The organism is Allorhizocola rhizosphaerae (genome assembly GCF_003426775.1).
GTDB classification, from domain to species: domain Bacteria; phylum Actinomycetota; class Actinomycetes; order Mycobacteriales; family Micromonosporaceae; genus Allorhizocola; species Allorhizocola rhizosphaerae.
This window is the reverse complement of sequence record NZ_QJUG01000025.1, coordinates 25,146-43,978: the sequence shown is the minus strand read 5'-3', so window position 1 is coordinate 43,978 and position 18,833 is coordinate 25,146. Positions and strand designations below refer to the sequence as shown.

The window sequence follows — 18,833 nt, the reverse complement described above, 5'->3', positions numbered from 1 at the left end:
CCTATACTTCGGCCCGTGGCAGCAGCAGCGATCAGCATCCGCGGCTTGAAGAAGTCGTATGGAGACAACCAGGCCGTGGCCGGGGTCGATCTCACGGTCGAGTCGGGCGAGGTGTTCGCGTTGCTCGGCCCCAACGGCGCGGGCAAGACGACCACCGTCGAGATCCTCGAAGGATTCCGCAGGCGCGACAGCGGCGAGGTGAGCGTGCTCGGCGCCGACCCCGCCCACGCGAGCGCGGCCTGGAAGCAGCGCATCGGCATCGTGCTGCAGGGCACGGGCGAGTTCGACGAGCTGACGGTCGGCGAGGTGGTCCGGCACTTCGCCCGGTTCTACCGCAACGCGGCCGACCCGGAGCACATCATCGAGCGCGTGGGCTTGAGCGAGAAGGCCAACGCGCGCACGCACACCCTGTCGGGTGGGCAGAAGCGCCGGCTCGACGTGGCCCTCGGCATTGTGAACCAGCCCGAGCTGCTGTTCCTGGACGAGCCGACCACCGGGTTCGACCCGGCCGCCCGCCGCGAGTTCTGGGGCCTCATCCGCGACCTGTCGCACACGGGCACGACCATCCTGCTCACGACGCACTACCTGGACGAGGCCGAGGCACTGGCCGACCGGGTCGGGGTCATCTCGCGCGGCGAGCTCATCGAGGTCTCCACACCGTCCACATTGGGCGGTCGCAACCAGGCGACGGCCACCGTCTCATGGCTGGGCGGCTCCGAGGACACCGATCAGCCGACCGCGGTCGTGCAACGGCTCGCGCAGGAGTTCGGCGGCGAGGTGCCCGAGCTCACGGTGAAACGCCCCACGCTGGAAGACGTCTACCTGAAGATGATTGGTCAACGGTGATGCGACTCGCGCTCGCACAGGGCAACATCGAGCTCAAGCAGTTCTTCCGGACCAAGGAAGCGCTCGTGTTCACCCTGCTCTTCCCGGTCATGCTGATGATCGTCTTCGGTGCCATCTTCAGCGGCATCGAGCTCGACGGCGGCATCACGTTGGCCCAGTACTTCGTCAACGGCATGATCGCCTCCGGCTTCCTGGCCACCGGCTTCCAAAACCTCGCCATCTCGATCCCGATCGAGCGGGATCGCGGCGTGCTCAAGCGCTACCGCAGCACGCCCATGCCCAAGTGGATTTACTTCGCCGGCAAGTCGGTTTCGGTCACCGTGCTGGCCGTCATCGCCACGATCCTGCTGCTGGCCGTCGCGGTCACGGTCTACGGGCTCGACCTGCCGACCAGCGCGGCGAAATGGGGCACGTTCGCGTGGGTGTCGGTGCTCGGCCTGATCGCCTGCACACTGGTCGGCATCGCGTTCTCGGGCTTGGCCAAATCCGGCCGCGCGGCCCCCGCCGTGGTCACCCCGATCGCGCTGCTGCTGCAATTCACTTCCGGTGTCTTCTTCGAGTACGGCGCACTGCCACAGTGGATGCAACAATTCGCGGCGCTGTTCCCGCTCAAGTGGATGTGCCAGGGGCTACGCTCGGTCTTCCTGCCGGAATCCTTTGCCGTGCAAGAGGTCGCGGGCTCATGGGAGTTGGGCAGGACGGCACTCGTGCTCGGTGCCTGGTGCGTCGGCGGCCTCATCCTGTGCGCTCTCACCTTCCGCTGGACCTCCAAGCGCGACGGGTAACGTCGACCCCATCCCGCTGCGGCGGCTCGCCGCCCGCCACCCCGACACGGTGGACGCGTCTTCCGCATCGTGCTCGGCAAACCCGCGTGCCGCGAACATGGACTTAAGTTCATGATCGACCGAAAAAGGGTGCAACGGAGTTTGGTTTGGGGAGTTGGGCATGGTGTGCGGTGGGTTGCGGCGGTCGGCGGGGTCTTGATGATATTGAGCGGGGCGGCTCTGGCCGCGGTGGATCTGGTGATAGCGCGATACAACGTCGCCACCGCCGACCTGTTCGGTGAGCCGAGCGAGAAGCCCGTGCCGCTGCAGGGGCCGCTGAACGTGCTGCTGGTCGGGATCGATCCGCGTACCGAGGAAGAGGTACCGCGAGCCGACTCGGTCATGGTCGTGCATGTCGGGCCGGAGCTCGACAAGGCATACGTGTTCTCCCTGCCGCGAGACCTGCTCGTGAGCATCCCGCCCTTTCCCAAGTCCGGCTTCGGTGGTGCCGCACGGGACCGGCTCGCGCACGCCATGTTCCACGGCGCGCAGGTCGAATCCGGCCCACCCGACGTGGCCAAGGGCTTCGAGCTGCTGGCACAGACCGTGAGCGGCGTGACCGGAATCGGCCGGTTCGACGCGGGCGCGATCGTGGACTTCGGGGGGTTCGAGCGGGTGATCGACGCCCTTGGAGGCGTGGAGATGGTCGTGGATCAGGAGGTCCGCTCGCTTCACCTGCGCCCCGACGGGACCGAACGCGACCCGGCGCCCGTGGGCTACACCGGCCCGCAGAAGGTGTACGAGGTGGGCACGCACCACTTCCAAGGCTGGGAGGCGCTCGACTTCGCCCGCCAGCGATACATCGAGGGTGGCGACTATGCGCGCCAACGGCATCAACAGCAACTCGTGCGCGCGATGCTGAGCAAGGCCTTCAGCGCCGAGGTCGTGACCAAGCCCGCCCAGGTCGACCGGGTGCTGCGTGCTGCCGGCAAGTCACTGCTGTTCAGCGGGCGCGGCCTGAGCCTGGCCGACTGGGCGCTCGCACTGCGCCATGTGAAGCCCGAAAGTTTGCTCCTGATCCATCTCGCCGGCGGGGGCGTCACCGACTCCGCGGGCGAATACCTGGGCGAGGCACTGGACGCGACCGCGCTCGGGTTCGTGGAGGCGGTGGTCGACGGGCGCGTGGGCGGATATGTCGTACAACACCCTGAACTGATCAGCCAATGGCACTGAGCTAGACTCACGTGCACCGACTCGGGTTTTCATCAGGAGTTTCCGTGGCCAAGACACTGCAAGTCGACCTTGTTGCGGTTGAAGAGAAGGTTTGGTCCGGCGAGGCCGAGATGCTGGTCGCCCGGACGACCGAGGGCGAGCTCGGTGTGCTCCCCGGCCACGCGCCGCTGCTCGGCCAGCTGGCCGAGCCCGGTCAGGTGCGGGTCAAACTGCCCGGCGGCGGCGAGCTGGCCTATGACGTTGCGGGCGGTTTCCTGTCCGTGACGGGCGAGGGCGTGACGGTGCTGGCCGAGAGCGCGACCCCGGTTACCTCGGGGCACTGATCGCAGCGACGATGAGGCTCCTGGAAGTAGTCGCGATCGGCCTCGTCGTCCTGCTTGCCCTCATGGCGGGCGTGTTCTCCCGCCGCGAGTTGTTCGCCCGCACCAAGGGCACGGTCGAGTTCTATGTGCGGCTTTATCAGCGTCCGGATGGGCGCGGCTGGGCTCCTGGCTTCGGGCAGTTCCGCGGCGATGAGCTGCGCTGGTTTCGCCTGTTCAGTTTGGCGTTGCGCCCCCGGCGGCGGTTGTCGCGGCGGGGGCTGATCGTCGAGAGCCGCCGGGCGCCCACCGAGCAGGAGGCCCCGCTGATCCCGGCGGAGTGGGTGATCCTGCGATGTCAGAGCGGTGACTCGTTCGTCGAGGTGGCGATGCCGCGCAAGACGATGACCGGCTTTCTGTCTTGGCTCGAATCGGTGACACCCTATTCAACGTGAGGCCGCTTCATTCAACGTGAGGCCGCTTCGCGGTACCGGCTGATGGCTAAAGGCACGAAGATGACAAGGATCAGGGCGATCCAGCCGCAGGCGAGCAGATACGGATGTTCGGCGGGCAAGCCGGTGCCGCGTTCCTGGCCGGCGTTGCCCCACAGGTCGCGCAGCGACAGCACCATCGACGAGATCGGATTCCATTCCGCGACCGTGCGCAGGAACGTGGGCATGTTGCCGGTGGGCACGAACGCGTTGGACAGGAACGTCAGCGGAAACATCCAGATGAAGCCCGCGCTCTGGGCCACCTCCACCGATTTGACGGAAAGGCCGATGTAGGCCGAAATCCACGACATCGCATAGGCGAACGTCAACAGAAGCACATAGCCCAGGAGCGCCCTGCCGATGTCGGTGTGGATGCGCCAGCCCACGATCAGGCCGGTCAGCGACATGACGGTGACGACAAAGACATTGTTCAAAAGATCTGATGTGGTACGGCCGATGAGCACCGCCGCGCGCGACATGGGCAGTGAGCGGAACCTGTCGACCATGCCCTTTTGCAGGTCTTCAGCCAGCCCGATGGCCGTGATGCCGGCTCCAAACGCGACGGTCTGCACGAAGATGCCGGGCATCAGATATTCGCGATAGTTGACGCCCTGCGTGGGGATCGCATAGCCGAAAACATAGGCGAACAGCAGGACGAACATGATGGGCTGGATCGTCGAGAAGATCAGCAGATCGGGGATGCGCTTGATCTTCGTGAGGTTGCGCTTGGCGACAACCCACCCATCCTGCAGAGCCATCGCCACCGCGCTCACGCGGCCACCTCTTGCTCGGTCGAGGGCTCGGCCGGGGCCTGGCCGGTGAGCTTCATGAACACGTCGTCCAGGCTCGCGCGGTGGATGCCGATGTCGACCGGTTCGATCCCGGCCGCGTCGAACTGGCGCACGGCCTCGATGAGCGCCCACGATCCGCGCGTCACCGGGGCGTGCACGCGGTGCGCCGCCTCGTCGATGATCGCCTCGCTGGCGCACACCTTCGTCAGGATCTCCTGCGCGGACTGGGCCTCGGCGCGGCTGCCGAGCGTGACCTCCAGGCGTTCACCGCCGACCTCGCGCTTGAGTTCGTCCGGCGTGCCCTGGGCGATCGCGCGGCCGTGGTCGATGACGACGATGTTGTCGGCCAGCTGGTCGGCCTCCTCCAGGTACTGCGTGGTGAGCAGGAGCGTGGCGCCGGCGCGGACCCGTTCGCTGATGACGTCCCACATGCCGAGCCGGCTGCGCGGGTCAAGGCCCGTGGTCGGCTCGTCGAGCACGATGACGGGCGGCGAGATGACCAGTGCGCCGGCCAGGTCGAGCCGGCGGCGCATGCCTCCGGAGTACGTCTTGACCGTGCGCTTGGCCGCGTCGGTGAGGTTGAACCGCTCCAGCAGCTCTTCCGCGCGGGCGCGCGCCTTGCGCTTGCCGAGGTGGTACAGCCGGCCGATCATCTCAAGGTTTTCGTGGCCCGTCAGGTATTCGTCGACGGCGGCATACTGCCCGCTGACCCCGATGATCCTGCGCACCTGGTCGGGGTGCCGCAGCACATCGATCCCGTTGACCTCGATGTGCCCGCTGTCGGGCTTGAGCAGGGTGGTGATGATGCGCACCGAGGTGGTCTTGCCCGCGCCGTTGGGGCCGAGCAGGCCGAGCACCGTGCCCTCGGGGACGGTCAGGTCGAGCCCGTCCAGCGCTCGCACCTCGCCATAATGTTTGACCAGCCCTTCCGCCCTGATCGCATTCAACGGGTCTGACTCCGTTCAGGCGCTGCCGCTGCTGAAAACCGGGTTTGACTCCGTTCAGGCGAAGCCGTGCTCTTGCGCGGCTGCGTGCGGCCGCGAAGCGGTCCGGGCGCTGCCGCTGCTGAAAAATCGCCCACGAGCCCCACGCTAACCCAGCTGTCAGCGGTTCGCGCCCGGAATCCATTTCACGTCAGCGGCGCCGTTCGAGTTCGCGACGCGTGCCAGGATAAAGAGCAAATCCGACAGCCGGTTGAGATATTGTGCTCCCAGCTTGCTCGTGCGCTCCGGATCGTCCTGCAGGAGAACAAACGCGGAGCGCTCGGCGCGGCGCGCGACTGTCCGCGCCACGTGCAGCAGTGCCGCTCCAGGCGAGCCCCCCGGCAGGATAAATGAATCCAGTTTGGACAATCGAGCATTGAACTCGTCGCAGTGCCCCTCAAGGCGCGTGATGTAGTCGTCGGTGACCCGCAAAGGCGGGTACTTGGGGTCGGGGGTGATGGGGTTGCACAGATCGGCGCCCACGTCAAACAGGTCGTTCTGGACCTCTGTGAGGACAGCTCGCACATCGTCTGCTAGGTTGCCTAAGGCAAGCGCGCAACCGATCGCGGCATTGCATTCGTCAACATCGGCATACGCGGCGATTCTGGGGTCGGTTTTGGGTACACGGTCCCCGTTGCCCAACGCGGTTGTACCGGCGTCGCCGGTCCGGGTGTAGATGCGAGTGAGGTGAACGGCCATGACGAGCAGCGTACTTCTCCCGCTGGAGCCGACTCTTACTATGTCGGACGTGGACGTCATTAGGGTCACCGGCGGCGTGAAGCTGGCCGGCGAGGTGCGCGTGGTCGGCGCGAAGAACTCCGCGCTCAAGCTGATGGCCGCGGCGCTGCTCGCGCCCGGCACGAGCGTCATCGACAACATCCCGCGCATCACCGACATGGGAATCATGGGCGAGGTGCTGCGGCGCCTGGGCGCGGGCGTCCAGTTCGCCGGAGACCGCGTGACGGTGGAGGTCCCCGACCGGTTGCACCCCGAGGCCGATTACGACCTCGTGCGCCGGCTCAGGGCGTCCATATGCGTGCTCGGGCCGCTGCTGGCCCGGTGCGGATCGGTGCGCGTGGCCCACCCGGGTGGCGACGCAATCGGCTCCCGTGGGCTCGACATGCACGTCGCCGGGCTGGAGAAGATGGGCGCCGAGGTGTCCGGCGAGCACGGATTCGTGGTGGCCTCCGCGCCCGACGGGCTGCACGGGGCGAAGATCGCGCTGGACTTCCCGAGCGTGGGCGCGACCGAAAACCTCGTCATGGCGGCTGTGCTCGCGCGCGGTACCACGGTGATCGACAACGTGGCGCGTGAGCCGGAGATCGTCGACCTGTGCCAGATGCTCAACCAGATGGGCGCGCTGATCGAGGGCGCGGGCACGTCCGAGATCGTCGTGCACGGGGTCGACGCGCTCAACCCGGTCACGCACACCACCATCGGCGACCGGATCGTGGCGGGCACGTGGGCCTTTGGCGCGGCCATGACCCGCGGCGACGTGACCGTGACGGGCGTGGAGCCGCGCTGGCTCGAAATCGCGCTCGACAAGATCGCCAATGCGGGCGGGGACGTGGACCACGGTGTGGATTCGTTTCGGGTGCGCATGTTCGACCGGCCGCGAGCCGTCGACATCAGGACGCTTCCGTTCCCCGGCTTCGCCACCGACCTGCTGCCCATGGCGATCGGGCTGGCCGCCGTGGCCGACGGGCAGTCGCTGATCACGGAGAACATCTTCGACGGGCGCTTCATGTTCGCCGAGGAGCTCAAGCGGCTGGGCGCCGACATCCACATCGAGGGGCACCACGCGATGGTGCGCGGGCGGGAACACCTGTCCTACGCGGAGGTGACCGCCTCCGACATCCGGGCGGGCGCCGGCCTGGTGATCGCCGGGCTGTGCGGCGACGGGGTCACGACCGTACGCGCCGTGCATCACATCGACCGCGGTTATCCCAACTTCGTGGGCGATCTGCGCTCACTGGGCGTGGAGGTGTTCCGCGCGGAGGTGCCAGCCGACCCGGAGTACGGTTTCTGACGGCTGTTGAGCCCGGCGTGTGGCCGCTATTGGGGTTTGGGTCCGGTCCATCCCACGAGCCGGCGTGCCCGGACCACCTGGTCGCCGAACACGAGCACCTGCACCTGGCCATCGGGGGTGTTGGCCACGGTCGAGCGGATGCCCGCCTCGCGCAGTTGCTGCCTGACCTGGAGGGCCTCGGCGTGGGTACGGGTCACGGCGGCCGGCGCGAGCAGGCCGTAGTCGTCCGGCATGGAACCGGTGTCGCGGAGTTCCTCCACGGGCGCGGGCTCTGGTTCAGCAGTGCGCAAACTGCGGTGCAGCAGAGCGGCCATAACTGCGATCATCACTATCGCGATCAAGGGGCCGACGAGTGCCATGGCCACAGTTTTGCACTTCGAAGCGGTTTCGCGAATGGGGTCGCCTGAACTACTTACCTCCGGGAGTCGTTAGATTGAGCGCTATGGCGAAGAGTGTTGCGGTAATCGGGGCGGGCCTGATGGGCTCGGGCATAGCACAGGTGGCGGCGCAGGCGGGGTGGCAGGTCACGCTACGCGATCTTGATGACGCGGCGACGGCCCGTGGCGTGGACGGCATCCGCAAGTCGCTGGACAGGTTCGCGGCCAAGGGCACGATCAGCGCCGACGACGCGGAGGCCGCGCTCTCGCGCATCACGCCGACCACCGAGCTGGAGGCCGCGGCCGAGGCCGATGTCGTGATCGAGGCCGTGTTCGAGCGCCTCGACGTCAAGCAGGGTGTGTTCCGCGAGCTGGACCGCATCTGCAAACCCGAGGCCGTGCTTGGCACGAACACCAGCGCCATCCCGATCACCCAGATCGCCGCCGTGACCGAACGGCCCGAGTGCGTGGTGGGCACTCACTTCTTTTCGCCGGTACCCATGATGAAGCTCTGTGAACTGGTGCGAGGGCACCGGACGAGCGACGAGACCCTCGCCGTGGCACGCTCCTTCGCCGAGGAGATCGGCAAGACCTGCATCGTGGTCAACCGCGACATCGCCGGGTTCGTGACGACCCGGCTGATCTCGGCGCTTGTCGTCGAGGCGGTCAAGCTCGTCGAGTCGGGTGTCGTGAGCCCCGAAGACCTCGACACGGCGTGCAAGCTCGGCTTCGGCCACGCGATGGGCCCGCTGGCCACCACGGATCTCACGGGCGTCGACATCCTGATGCACGCCACGAAAAACATCTACACCGACACCGGCGACCCCAAGTTCTTCCCGCCAGAGTTGTTGCAACGCATGGTTTCGGCCGGTGAGCTGGGCCGCAAGTCGGGCAAGGGCTTTTACGAGTACCGGTAGCGGCCGGGTGCCGTGCCGTATTCGCGCTTGAACGCCTTGGCAAACGCGAACTCCGAGGCGTAACCCGCCTTTGCGGCGACCGCACGCAGCGAGGTGTCCGACGAGCGCAGCAGCCGGGCCGCCGTCGTCATGCGCCACCATGTGAGGTAGGCCAGCGGCGGGCGGCCGACCAGCGCGGTGAAGCGCTTGGCGAACGCCGAGCGGGACAGCCCGGCCAGGCGGGCCAGCTCCTCGACCGTCCACGCGCGGGCGGGCTCGCGATGGATGCCCTCCAGCGCGGCCACGATCGCCGGATCACGCAGCACGGCGGCCCATCCGCCGCGGGCGTCGGGCTGTTCGTCGAACCAGGCGCGCAGCACGAACAGCAGCAGCATGTCCACGAGCGCGGGCAGGGCGGCGGCCGTGCCGGCGGACGGCTGCCCGAGCTCGTTGCCGAGCAGTTCGACCGCCATGCGCAGGGCCTGGTGCCGGCCGAGCCGGGCGGGCAGGTGGATGACCTCCGGCAGGTCGCCGAGCAGCGGGTGGGTCCGGGTGCGGTGAAGTAGTAGGCGGCGCACAGCATCACGGTCTCGGGCCCGTACCCCTCGATGTCGACGCTGTCCAGCGGGTCCGACCGGCTAGGGGTGAAGTCGGTCAGATGGCTGCCCGGCGCATCGAGGAGCCCATATCCGGCCCGGGGCACCCGCGTTACGAAGACCGCATCGCCCACGCCGAGCGGCGCGGGCTCGCGGTCGGCATACGACAGCCACGCCGAACCCTGAAGCACCACGTGGCATCCGGCGGCCTCGTTGTGCGGGAAGCGCACGCCCCATGGCGCCCGCGTCCGGGTGCGGGCGGCATGCGGCCGGCCCGTGCGCATGGCGGTGATGACGTCGCTCAGCATGTCCACTGCGCGAGCCTAACGCGTACCAAAAAAAGACGCCTGAACATAAAAGCGGGACTCTGAGCCATTCGCCGTCCTCGGGCATGGCCATACGGTCGCCTCATGTCACTTCAACTCATCGTGGGAGCGGGGTCCACGGGATCGGCCACCGCCACACAACTCGCCGAGGCGGGTGACCAGGTTCGCATCGTGAGCAGACGCGGCGGCGGGCCTGATCATCCGAACATCGAGCGCGTCGCCGCCGACGCCACGGACACCGAAACCCTTGCCACACTTGCGAAGGGAGCGGCCACCCTGTTCAACACGGCCATGCCCGGCTATGATCGCTGGCCGCAAGACTGGCCACCGCTGGCGGCATCGATGCTCGCCGCGGCCGAACGGACCGGGGCCTCGTATGTGATGCTGGGCAACACCTATGGCTATGGCCGCGTGGTGGGGCAGCTCACCGAAGACCTGCCGATGGCGCCGATCAGCGTCAAGGGCCGGGTGCGGGCGCGGATGTGGCACGACGCGCTCGAGGCGCACCAAGCGGGCCGGGTGCGGGTGACAGAGGTCCGCGGCAACCACTTCGTCGGCCCTGCAACGGTTTCACTGTTCACACTCTCGGTTGCGCCCGAGATCCTGGCGGGCCGGGCGGGATGGTGGCCGGGCGATCTGGATGCGCCATACAGCTGGACCTACACCGGCGATGCGGCAGCGACGCTGGTCGCGGCGAGCCGCAGCGAAGCCGCGTGGGGGCAGGCATGGCATGTGCCGTCCTTTTCGGAACTTTCTGTGCGTGAGCTGACCGGCGTGTTCGCCGAGCTGGCGGGAGTGCGCGAGCACGTGCTGCGAGAACTGTCCAATGAGGAGCTCTGGGCGCTGGCACGGAAGGACGCGATCGCCGCGGAGTTCCGCGAGATGCGCTATCTGCTCGACCTGCCCGAGCTGCTCGACTCCACCAAGACGCAGGAGGTGCTCGGCGTCAAACCGTCCACTATCGACAGTGTGCTTTTGGAAATGATCAGTGGGTGAAATAGGCGCCCGGTGTGGTGCCGGTGAGTCTGCGGAACATGGCCACGAACGCGCTCGGGTTGGCGTAGCCCACGCGGTGCGCGACGGTCGACACGGGTAGCCCACGGGCGAGGAGTTCCAGCGCGGCACGCAGCCGCGTCTGCTCACGCCAGCGGGCAAACGTCAGCCCGGTCTCTGCCAGGAAGAGTCTGGCGAGGGTGCGCCCGCTGGCGCCCACGCCCCGGCCCAAGACGTCTAGCGAGCGGGAGTCGGCCGGGTCCTCGCTGAGCAGTTTCGCTACGGCGAGGGCCCGGTCATCGCGCGGCATGCGCGCCGCAACGGTGGTCACGGAAACCGGGCGGACCAGATCGAACAGCACGGCCTCGGCACGGGCACGCTCGGCCGGGGCCGGGCCGTCGCCCGCCAGATGCACAATCAGCGCGCCGAGCAGACCATCGACCGCCACGACGGTCGGCTCCGTCCATGGGATCGGGCACGAGGCGGGGCTGAGGTAGAGGCCGTACATGACGCTGCGCGCGTGGGCGTCCACGGCGTGCGGGAGGCCGGCCGGCATCCAGAGCGCGAGCGTGGGCGGGAGCACCCACACCCGCTCATCGACCCGCATGCTCAGTGCGCCCGACTGAGCCCAGGTGAGCTGGTGCTCGGCGTGTGTGTGCGGGGTGAAGCCGGTGCCCGAAGGCAGGTTGAGCGTGGCTACGGCGAGGGCGCGGCTTCGCGCGAGGCGGGTGGCGCTGAAGCCCGGTGGCACGTGTCCGTCTTGAGACATCGTTTGGCAGGCTAGCTCATTTCGGCCACGATGGTGGGCCGGTTGACTCTGCAGGCATGAACCGGATCCACAACAGGCTGTGCCGCTCCGACTCGTGGTTCGACAAGATCGAGCACGAGGTGCTCCCGTGGGCGCTGCGCGGGATCGAGCTGGGCGACGATGTCCTCGAAATCGGCCCGGGCTTCGGGGCCACGACCAAAGTGCTGGCACCCATGGTCCCGCGGCTCACCGCGCTGGAAATCGACCCGGCCCTCGCTGGCGGCCTCCGCCACGCCTACGGCGACACGGTGGATGTCATCCACGGCGACGGCACGGCGATCCCCTTGCCCGACAGCCGTTTCAGCGCGGTCGTCTGCTTCACCATGCTGCACCACGTGCCGTCGCCCGCTCTGCAGGACCGCATCTTCGCCGAGGCATGCCGAGTGCTGCGGCCCCGCGGCGTGTTCGCAGGCTCGGACAGCGTGCCCACCCTGCGCTGGCGCATCATCCATATTGGAGACACGCGCGTGGTCGTCGACCCCGCGACCCTGCCCGACCGCCTCGCGGCCGCAGGCTTCACCGACATCCACGTCGATGTCGCCCCGCGCAAGGCCGTCAAATTCCGCGCCCGGAAACCCTAGTCCATGTTGTTGCGGATCGCCCCTACCCTGGCCGTATGCCCGCCGACCACCAACCCGCGCTGGCGATCATCCTGGGCCTCGCGTTACTGGCCGCGGGGCTCATGCTCGGCCGCTACGCGCTAAGGCAGCGCGCCAAGTTCCGGGCCGAGCAGGACCGGGAAGTCGGGACGCTCGATGGCCTGTTCGCCGGCGAATACCGGGGCGAGCCGAAAATCCCCTGGGGCAGCGACGATTTGCTGCGCAAGCCCAACGCCTGGTTGATCGTGCTGCTGGGCGCGCTCCTCCTGCTCGCCACGGGACTCGTGACCATCGTGACCGCTGTCGCGCAAAAGTGAGGCGGCACCGGGAAATCCCGGTGCCGCCTGCGCCTGCTTGAGGTCCGACCTACTTGGTCAGCTCCCGGTAGTTGCGCTCCAGGTCGTCCAGCCCACCGCACATGAAGAACGCCTGCTCCGGCACGTGGTCGTAGTCGCCCTGCGCGATCCGCTTGAACGCCTCCACCGTCTCCTTGATCGGCACGGTGGAGCCATCGACGCCGGTGAACTGCTTGGCGGCGTAGGTGTTCTGCGACAGGAACCGCTCGATCCGCCGCGCCCGCGCCACCGTGAGCTTGTCCTCTTCGGACAGTTCGTCCATGCCGAGGATCGCGATGATATCCTGCAGGTCGTTGTACTTCTGCAGGATCCGCTTGACCTCCGAGGCCACGTAGTAGTGCTCGGGCCCGACGATCTCGGGCGTCAGGATCCGCGAGCTCGACGCCAGCGGGTCCACCGCCGGGTAGATGCCCTTGTCCGAAACCTTCCGCTCCAGGTTCGTCGTGGCGTCCAGGTGGGCGAACGTGGTCGCCGGCGCCGGGTCGGTGTAGTCGTCGGCTGGCACATAAATCGCCTGCAGCGACGTAATAGCACGGCCACGCACCGAGGTGATCCGCTCCTGCAGCTCACCCATCTCGTCGGCCAGGTTGGGCTGATATCCCACCGCGCTCGGCATGCGGCCCAGCAGCGTCGAGACCTCCGAACCCGCCTGCGTGAAACGGAAGATGTTGTCGATGAACAACAGCACCTCCTGCCCCTGCACGTCACGGAAGTACTCCGCCATGGTCAGGGCCGAAAGCGCGACCCGCAGACGCGTGCCGGGCGGCTCGTCCATCTGGCCATACACGAGTGCCGTGTCGCCGATAACCCCGGCATCCGTCATCTCGTGAATAAGGTCATTTCCTTCGCGGGTACGCTCGCCGACGCCCGCGAACACGGACGTGCCACCGAAGTTCCGCGCCACCCGGATGATCATCTCCTGGATGAGCACGGTCTTGCCCACGCCGGCACCGCCGAACAGACCGATCTTGCCACCCTTCACGTACGGGGCCAGCAGATCGATGACCTTCACGCCCGTTTCGAGCATCTCGGTCTTGGGCTCCAGGTCGGCGAAGCCCGGGGGCTTGCGGTGGATGCCCCACCGCTCGTTGACCTCGAGCCGCTCGCCCTCCTTGAGGTTGAGGCACTCGCCGATCACGTTGAACACGTGGCCCTTGGTGGCGTCGCCCACCGGCACGGTGATCGACTCGCCGGTGTCGCGCACCTCCGCGCCGCGAACCATGCCGTCCGTCGGCTGCATCGAGATCGCGCGCACCACGTTGTCGCCCAGGTGCTGCGAGACCTCCAGCGTGAGCGTCTTGGTGCCTTCGGCCAGGGTCACGTCCACCTTGAGCGCGTTGAAGATTTCGGGCATCGCGTCGCGCGGGAACTCCACGTCAACGACCGGGCCGATGACCCGGACGACCCGCCCTACTCCGGTCTTGGTTTCAGCCGTAGCAGTCATCGTTTATTCACTCCCCGCCGCCGCGAGCGCGTTCACGCCGCCGACGATCTCACTGATTTCCTGGGTGATCGCGGCCTGCCGGGACGAGTTCATCTCCCGGGTCAACCGCTTGATCATGTCTTCGGCGTTGTCGGTGGCGCTCTTCATCGCCTTGCGGCGCGCCGCCGACTCGCTCGCGGCCGCGTCGAGCAGGGCCGCGTAGATCCTGGTGTTGATGTATTTGGGCAGCAGCGCGTCGAGCAGCTCGCCCGCGTCGGGCTCGAACTCGTATGCCGGCAGGATGACTCCCGCCTCCTCCGCCGTGCGCTCCTCGATCTGCATGGGCGCGAAGATCTTGGCGTCGGGCCGCTGTGTCATCAGCGATTTGAATTCCGTATACACGATGTGCAGCTCATCGACGCCCTCGACCTCGCCGTCCTCGGGGGCCTCGTCGGCCGGCCGCAGGAACGCCTCGATCAGCGTCTCGCCCACCTTCTGCGCGTCGGTGAACCGCGGCTGCTCGGAGAACCCGCTCCACGTGCCGGCGAGCTCACGCCCCCGGAACCGGTAGTACGTGGTCCCCTTGCGGCCGATCACGAACAGCGAGATCTGCTTGCCCTCGGCGCGCAGCTTCGCGATGAGTTCCTCGGCCGTGCGGATGGCATTGACGTTGTATCCACCGCAGAGCCCACGGTCGCTCGTGATCAGCAGCACGCCCGCCCGGGTCACCGACTCCTTCGGCGCCAGCAGCGGGTGCTCGCCGCGGGTGTTGGTGGCCAGCGCGGTGAGCACACCGGTGATGGCGTTGGCGTAGGGCAGCGACGCCGCCACCCGCTCCTGCGCCTTGCCGATGCGGCTGGTGGCAACGAGCTCCATCGCCTTGGTGATCTTCTTCATCGAGCGGGTCGCGCGGATCCGCCTCCGAAGAACACGTACCTGACCGGCCATTGCTAGGCCTTCTTCTTCGGCACGATGCGGGTCACCTTCTCGGCGGACTCGGCCTCCTCGCGCGCCTTGGCCTCCTCGTCGCGCACGTGCAGGTCGTCCTCGGCGGCCAGGAACATCTGCTTGAACTTGGTGACGGCCTCGTCGAGCGACGCGATGATGTCGTCGTTCCACGTGCCGGAGGCGATCCCGTCCAGCGTGCCCTTGTGGGAGTGGCGCATGTAGCCGAGGAACTCCGACTCGAACCGGCGGATCTCGCCCACCGGCACGTCGTCGAGCTTGCCCTCGGTGCCGGCCCAGATCGCCGCGGCCTGCTCGGCCATCGGCACGGGCGCGTTGTTCTGCTGCTTGAGCAGCTCGACGATGCGCGCACCCCGCTCCAGCTGGGCCCGGGACGCCTTGTCCAGGTCGGACGCGAACGCCGCGAACGCCTCCAGCTCACGGAACTGGGCCAGGTCGAGCCGCAGCCGGCCGGAGACCTTGCGCATCGGCGTGGGCTGCGCGGCACCACCGACCCGGGAGACGGACGTGCCCACGTTGATCGCGGGACGTACACCCGAGTTGAAGAGACCCTCCTCAAGGAAGATCTGGCCGTCGGTGATCGAGATGACGTTGGTCGGGATGAACGCCGCGATGTCACCGGCCTTGGTTTCGATGATCGGCAGACCCGTCATCGAACCCGCGCCGAGCTCGTCGGACAGCTTCGCGCAGCGCTCCAGCAGGCGCGAGTGCAGGTAGAAAACGTCGCCCGGGTAGGCCTCGCGGCCCGGCGGGCGGCGCAGCAGCAGCGACACGGCCCGGTAGGCCTCGGCCTGCTTGCTCAGGTCGTCGAACACGATCAGCACGTGCTTGCCCGCATACATCCAGTGCTGGCCGATGGCCGAACCCGCATAGGGCGCAAGGTATTTGAAGCCCGCAGGGTCGGAGGCGGGCGAGTTGACGATGGTGGTGTATTCCATCGCGCCCGCGGCCTCGAGCGAGCCCTTCACCGCCGCGACGGTCGAGGCCTTCTGCCCGATCGCCACGTAGATGCAGCGCACCTGCCGCTGCGGGTCGCCGGACTTCCAGTTGTCGCGCTGGTTGATGATCGCGTCAAGTGCCACCGAGGTCTTGCCGGTCTTGCGGTCACCGATGATCAGCTGACGCTGGCCCCGGCCGATCGGGGTCATCGAGTCGATGGCCTTGATGCCGGTCTCGAGCGGCTCGTGCACGCTCTTGCGCACCATGACGTTGGGCGCCTGCAGCTCCAGCTCGCGGAAACCCTCGTCGGCGATCTCGCCCAGCCCGTCGATCGGCTGGCCGAGCGGGTTGACCACCCGGCCGAGGAACGCGTCGCCCACGGGCACGGAGAGCACCCGGCCGGTGCGCTTGACGGTCTGGCCCTCCGCGATGTCCTCAAACGAGCCCAGGACGACGACACCGATCTCGCGGATGTCGAGGTTCAGCGCCACGCCGAGCGTGCCGTCCTCGAACTCCAGCAGCTCGTTGGCCATGGTCGAGGGCAGGCCCTCCACCTTGGCGATGCCATCGCCGGCCTCGGTGACGACGCCGACCTCCTCGCGGGAGATATCGGGCGTGTAGGAGGAGATGAAGCGCTCCAGCGCTCCCCGGATCTCCTCGGAGGAGATGGTCAGCTCGGCCATCTTCACTTCCTTATCTGCTATTGCGCCGCGAGGGCGTTGCGAACTGTCGAAAGTCGTCGTGCGACGGTTCCGTCGTACAGGTCGGAGCCGACGCGCACGCTCACACCGCCGAGGACCTGCGGGTCCACCGTGATCTTGAGTGAAACCTGCCGACCGTACTTGGCCGCAAGGCTAGCCGATAGACGCTGCTCCTCGGCCTCGCTCAGCGGCTCGGCGACCGTGACGTAGGCGATCTCGGCCTCGCGCCGCTCGGCCGCGAGCTCCACCAGACGGGTCAGCGCGGTGGCGAAGGCCCGCCCGCCGAAGCCGCCGACGGCGATCTCGGCCAGCTTGATCGTCACGGACTGTGCCTTGCCGTCGAGCAGCTGGTGCACCAGCTCCACGCGCCGCGACACCGCCACCGACGAGTCGCCGACGGTCGCCGCGAGCCGCGTGTCGCCCGACACGATCTGTCCGAACCGGAACAGCTCGTCCTCGACCTCGGCCAGGTCGCCCGCGCGCTCCGCGCTGATAAGCAACGCGTCGACGCCGAGCCGCTCGGTCGCGTCGAGCAACTCCGTGGCGGTGGACCACCGCCCGCTCGCGAGCTCCGCGAGCAGGCGGGCCGCGTCATCGCTCACCTTGCCGGCGACCAGGTTGCGCACCAATTCGGCGCGCTCCTGCCCGCCACGCGAGGGATCGGAAAGCGCCCGGCGCAGCCGCGGCTCGCGCTCGAGCAGCCTGGCGAAAGACAGGATCTCGTCGGCCACGCCGATGCTGATCTCGCCCTCCGACAACGCGTCGAGCGCCTTCGTGTAGGACTCCCGGCTTGCCGCCTGCATCAGCTGGCCCTTGCCGTCTCAAGCTCGGAGAGGAACCGCTCGACCGTGCCCTTGCGGCGCGCCTCGTCGGCGAGCGACTCGCCAACGATCTTGCTGGCCAGGTCGACCGCGAGCGTGCCCATCTCGGCGCGCAGCTCCCGGACGATGGCCTGGCGCTCACCGGCCAGGGCCTCGCGGCCGGCCGCGATGATCCGGTCGGACTCCTCACGCGCCCGTGCCAGGACGTCCTGCCGGATGCCCTCGGCGTCGGCGCGCGCCTCGTCACGGATGCGCGCGGCCTCGGTCCTCGCCTCGGCCAGCTGCGCCTTGTACTGGTTCAGCAGCTGGTTTGCCTCGGCCTGCGCCTTCTCGGCGCGCTCGATGCCACCCTCGATCGCGTCAACCCGCGCCTTGAACGTCTCCTCCATCTTGGGGAAGACGAACTTCATCAGGATGAAGCACAGGATCGCGAACGCGATCGAGCCGACAACCAGCTCTTCCCAGTGCGGCAGGATCGGGTTGGGCGTCGCCTCGGGTTCGGGTTGGGCTAGAAAGCGCATTGGTTCCTCCCGGTTTCTCGGAGCGTGAACCGGCTAGTTGGCCGGGCCCTGCCAGATGAAGCCGAACGCGATGCCCAGCAGCGCGAGCGCCTCGACCACGGCGAAGCCCAGGAACAGGTTGGGACGGTTGAGACCGGCGGTCTCCGGCTGGCGCGCGGTGGCCTGGATGTAGGACGCGAAGATGATCCCCACGCCGATGCCGGGGCCGATGGCGGCGAGTCCGTAACCGATGGCGGCGAGGCTACCGGTGATCTCCATTTGGTTCTCCTCTAATCGTGGTTAGTGCTCGTGCGCGAGCGAACTTTGCAGGTAACTCGTTGTCAGCAGGACGAAAACGTAGGCCTGCAACATGCAGATCAACGCCTCGAAGATTGTCAACGCGACGGCCATCAGCCACGAAAGGATCGAGACCGGCGCGAGCAGGCCGCCCGCGTTGAGCAGCACGAACCCGCCCAGCGTGAACACCAGCAGCATCATGTGGCCGGCGAACATGTTGGCGAACAACCGCAGCGACAGCGTGAACGGCCGCAGGATGATGATCGTGGCGAACTCGATCGGCGTGAGGATCAGGTACATCGGCCAGGGCACGTTGGGCGGGAAGAGGTTCATCTTCAGGTAGCCCCACACGCCGTGCGCCTTGAAACCCCAGTACCAATACAGCACGTAGGTGATCGCGGCCAGCATCACCGGGAACGCGAAGTGCGAATTCGGTGAGATCTGCAACAACGGGACGATGGCGAAGATGTTGGTCAGCGCGATGAAGCAGAACAGCGTCGCTAGGTAGGGCGCGAACTTCACGCCCTCGTGCCCGAGCATGTCCTTGGCGATGCCATCGCGGTTGAACCCGTAGATGCTCTCGGCGATCCACTGCATCTTGGTCGGCACGATCTTCGGGTTGCGGTAGGCGACCAGGAAGAAGACGATCAGGATCGCGACCGCGAGCCAGACCATCAGGGTGAACTTGGTAAGCCAGACGCCGTGGCCACCGAGGAGGTCGGGGAGATAGAAATCGTCCACACCGGGCGGGAAGGGCACCTCTTCCGCGCTAAGGACGAGAGCCGCTTTGCTGCTCACC

At 67.5% G+C, this 18,833-nt stretch carries 22 protein-coding genes and 1 pseudogene; 10 read left to right on the top strand and 13 right to left on the bottom strand.

Features of this window, described 5'->3' with window-relative positions:
• The first annotated feature begins 15 nt into the window (after positions 1–15).
• The 5 genes from DM816_RS07475 to DM816_RS07455 all read left to right on the top strand — a co-directional run bounded on the left by DM816_RS07475 (position 16) and on the right by DM816_RS07455 (position 3,597).
• On the top strand, positions 16–846 hold the full coding sequence (locus DM816_RS07475) for an ABC transporter ATP-binding protein (protein ID WP_117209410.1): 831 nt from the start codon (positions 16–18) through the stop codon (positions 844–846).
• A complete protein-coding gene (locus DM816_RS07470; RefSeq protein ID WP_117209409.1) occupies positions 846–1,631 on the top strand; it encodes an ABC transporter permease in 786 nt (261 codons plus the stop codon). The genes DM816_RS07475 and DM816_RS07470 overlap by 1 nt, the downstream gene beginning before the upstream one ends.
• Positions 1,632–1,742: 111 nt before the next feature.
• Positions 1,743–2,843: an LCP family protein gene (locus DM816_RS07465; RefSeq protein WP_117209408.1), complete on the top strand. Its 1,101-nt coding sequence runs from the start codon at positions 1,743–1,745 to the stop codon at positions 2,841–2,843.
• Positions 2,844–2,887: 44 nt separating this feature from the next.
• Complete coding sequence (locus DM816_RS07460; RefSeq protein ID WP_117209407.1) at positions 2,888–3,166, top strand: F0F1 ATP synthase subunit epsilon; 279 nt, start codon at positions 2,888–2,890, stop codon at positions 3,164–3,166.
• 11 nt (positions 3,167–3,177) lie between these two features.
• A complete protein-coding gene (locus DM816_RS07455; protein WP_117209406.1) occupies positions 3,178–3,597 on the top strand; it encodes a DUF2550 domain-containing protein in 420 nt (139 codons plus the stop codon).
• A gap of 11 nt (positions 3,598–3,608) precedes the next feature.
• Here the strand turns inward: DM816_RS07455 and DM816_RS07450 are convergent, their stop codons facing one another.
• From DM816_RS07450 to DM816_RS07440, 3 genes are all read right to left on the bottom strand, one after another.
• Positions 3,609–4,406 (bottom strand): ABC transporter permease, encoded by a 798-nt coding sequence (locus DM816_RS07450; protein ID WP_211588581.1) that lies wholly within the window; start codon positions 4,404–4,406, stop codon positions 3,609–3,611.
• A complete protein-coding gene (locus DM816_RS07445; protein ID WP_246001674.1) occupies positions 4,403–5,326 on the bottom strand; it encodes an ATP-binding cassette domain-containing protein in 924 nt (307 codons plus the stop codon). The genes DM816_RS07450 and DM816_RS07445 overlap by 4 nt, the downstream gene beginning before the upstream one ends.
• 201 nt (positions 5,327–5,527) lie before the next feature.
• Complete coding sequence (locus DM816_RS07440; protein ID WP_117209404.1) at positions 5,528–6,106, bottom strand: cob(I)yrinic acid a,c-diamide adenosyltransferase; 579 nt, start codon at positions 6,104–6,106, stop codon at positions 5,528–5,530.
• Between DM816_RS07440 and murA the strand changes: the two genes are divergently transcribed.
• Positions 6,105–7,436 (top strand): UDP-N-acetylglucosamine 1-carboxyvinyltransferase, encoded by a 1,332-nt coding sequence (gene murA, locus DM816_RS07435; RefSeq protein ID WP_117209403.1) that lies wholly within the window; start codon positions 6,105–6,107, stop codon positions 7,434–7,436. The two genes, DM816_RS07440 and murA, sit on opposite strands and share 2 nt — an antisense overlap.
• A 26-nt stretch (positions 7,437–7,462) precedes the next feature.
• On the opposite strand, the gene DM816_RS07430 is transcribed toward murA, so the two are convergent.
• Positions 7,463–7,795: an acylphosphatase gene (locus tag DM816_RS07430; RefSeq protein WP_117209402.1), complete on the bottom strand. Its 333-nt coding sequence runs from the start codon at positions 7,793–7,795 to the stop codon at positions 7,463–7,465.
• Positions 7,796–7,878: 83 nt separating this feature from the next.
• Here DM816_RS07430 and DM816_RS07425 point away from each other — a divergent pair, with 83 nt between their 5' ends.
• Entirely contained in the window at positions 7,879–8,730 is an 852-nt protein-coding gene (locus DM816_RS07425; protein ID WP_117209401.1) for a 3-hydroxyacyl-CoA dehydrogenase family protein, read from the top strand.
• On the opposite strand, the pseudogene DM816_RS45680 reads toward DM816_RS07425, so the two are convergent.
• Positions 8,715–9,619: pseudogene (locus tag DM816_RS45680) on the bottom strand (AraC family transcriptional regulator). The gene DM816_RS07425 and the pseudogene DM816_RS45680 overlap by 16 nt on opposite strands.
• A gap of 96 nt (positions 9,620–9,715) precedes the next feature.
• On the opposite strand from DM816_RS45680, the gene DM816_RS07415 reads away from it, so the two are divergent.
• On the top strand, positions 9,716–10,627 hold the full coding sequence (locus tag DM816_RS07415) for an NAD-dependent epimerase/dehydratase family protein (RefSeq protein WP_117209400.1): 912 nt from the start codon (positions 9,716–9,718) through the stop codon (positions 10,625–10,627).
• Here DM816_RS07415 and DM816_RS07410 read toward each other — a convergent pair.
• Positions 10,617–11,393, bottom strand: coding sequence for an AraC family transcriptional regulator (locus DM816_RS07410; RefSeq protein WP_117209399.1), 777 nt, complete (start codon positions 11,391–11,393; stop codon positions 10,617–10,619). The genes DM816_RS07415 and DM816_RS07410 overlap by 11 nt on opposite strands.
• Before the next feature lie 56 nt (positions 11,394–11,449).
• On the opposite strand from DM816_RS07410, the gene DM816_RS07405 reads away from it, so the two are divergent.
• Both DM816_RS07405 and DM816_RS07400 read left to right on the top strand, forming a co-directional pair.
• Positions 11,450–12,013: a class I SAM-dependent methyltransferase gene (locus DM816_RS07405; RefSeq protein ID WP_117209398.1), complete on the top strand. Its 564-nt coding sequence runs from the start codon at positions 11,450–11,452 to the stop codon at positions 12,011–12,013.
• A 35-nt stretch (positions 12,014–12,048) separates the two neighbouring features.
• Positions 12,049–12,348 carry a hypothetical protein gene (locus DM816_RS07400; RefSeq protein WP_117209397.1) on the top strand — a complete coding sequence of 100 codons (300 nt, stop codon included), beginning with the start codon at positions 12,049–12,051 and terminating at the stop codon, positions 12,346–12,348.
• A gap of 49 nt (positions 12,349–12,397) precedes the next feature.
• Here DM816_RS07400 and atpD read toward each other — a convergent pair whose 3' ends face one another.
• Genes atpD through atpB form a run of 7 tightly spaced genes read right to left on the bottom strand, consistent with a single transcriptional unit; the run spans position 12,398 to position 18,832 of the window.
• Positions 12,398–13,831 carry a F0F1 ATP synthase subunit beta gene (gene atpD, locus DM816_RS07395; RefSeq protein ID WP_117209396.1) on the bottom strand — a complete coding sequence of 478 codons (1,434 nt, stop codon included), beginning with the start codon at positions 13,829–13,831 and terminating at the stop codon, positions 12,398–12,400.
• A gap of 3 nt (positions 13,832–13,834) precedes the next feature.
• Positions 13,835–14,758, bottom strand: coding sequence for a F0F1 ATP synthase subunit gamma (locus DM816_RS07390; RefSeq protein ID WP_117209395.1), 924 nt, complete (start codon positions 14,756–14,758; stop codon positions 13,835–13,837).
• A 2-nt stretch (positions 14,759–14,760) separates the two neighbouring features.
• The gene (atpA, locus tag DM816_RS07385) at positions 14,761–16,398 is read right to left on the bottom strand and encodes a F0F1 ATP synthase subunit alpha (RefSeq protein WP_117209423.1); all 1,638 of its coding nucleotides are present in this window, start codon (positions 16,396–16,398) and stop codon (positions 14,761–14,763) included.
• Positions 16,399–16,415: 17 nt separating this feature from the next.
• Positions 16,416–17,219: a F0F1 ATP synthase subunit delta gene (locus DM816_RS07380; RefSeq protein ID WP_117209394.1), complete on the bottom strand. Its 804-nt coding sequence runs from the start codon at positions 17,217–17,219 to the stop codon at positions 16,416–16,418.
• Positions 17,219–17,758, bottom strand: a complete 540-nt coding sequence (locus DM816_RS07375) for a F0F1 ATP synthase subunit B (protein ID WP_117209393.1) — start codon at positions 17,756–17,758, stop codon at positions 17,219–17,221. Before DM816_RS07375 ends, DM816_RS07380 begins: the two co-directional genes overlap by 1 nt.
• A gap of 33 nt (positions 17,759–17,791) precedes the next feature.
• Positions 17,792–18,016: an ATP synthase F0 subunit C gene (gene atpE / locus DM816_RS07370; RefSeq protein ID WP_117209392.1), complete on the bottom strand. Its 225-nt coding sequence runs from the start codon at positions 18,014–18,016 to the stop codon at positions 17,792–17,794.
• Positions 18,017–18,037: 21 nt separating this feature from the next.
• The gene (gene atpB, locus DM816_RS07365; RefSeq protein WP_246001672.1) at positions 18,038–18,832 is read right to left on the bottom strand and encodes a F0F1 ATP synthase subunit A; all 795 of its coding nucleotides are present in this window, start codon (positions 18,830–18,832) and stop codon (positions 18,038–18,040) included.
• Position 18,833 lies beyond the last annotated feature (1 nt).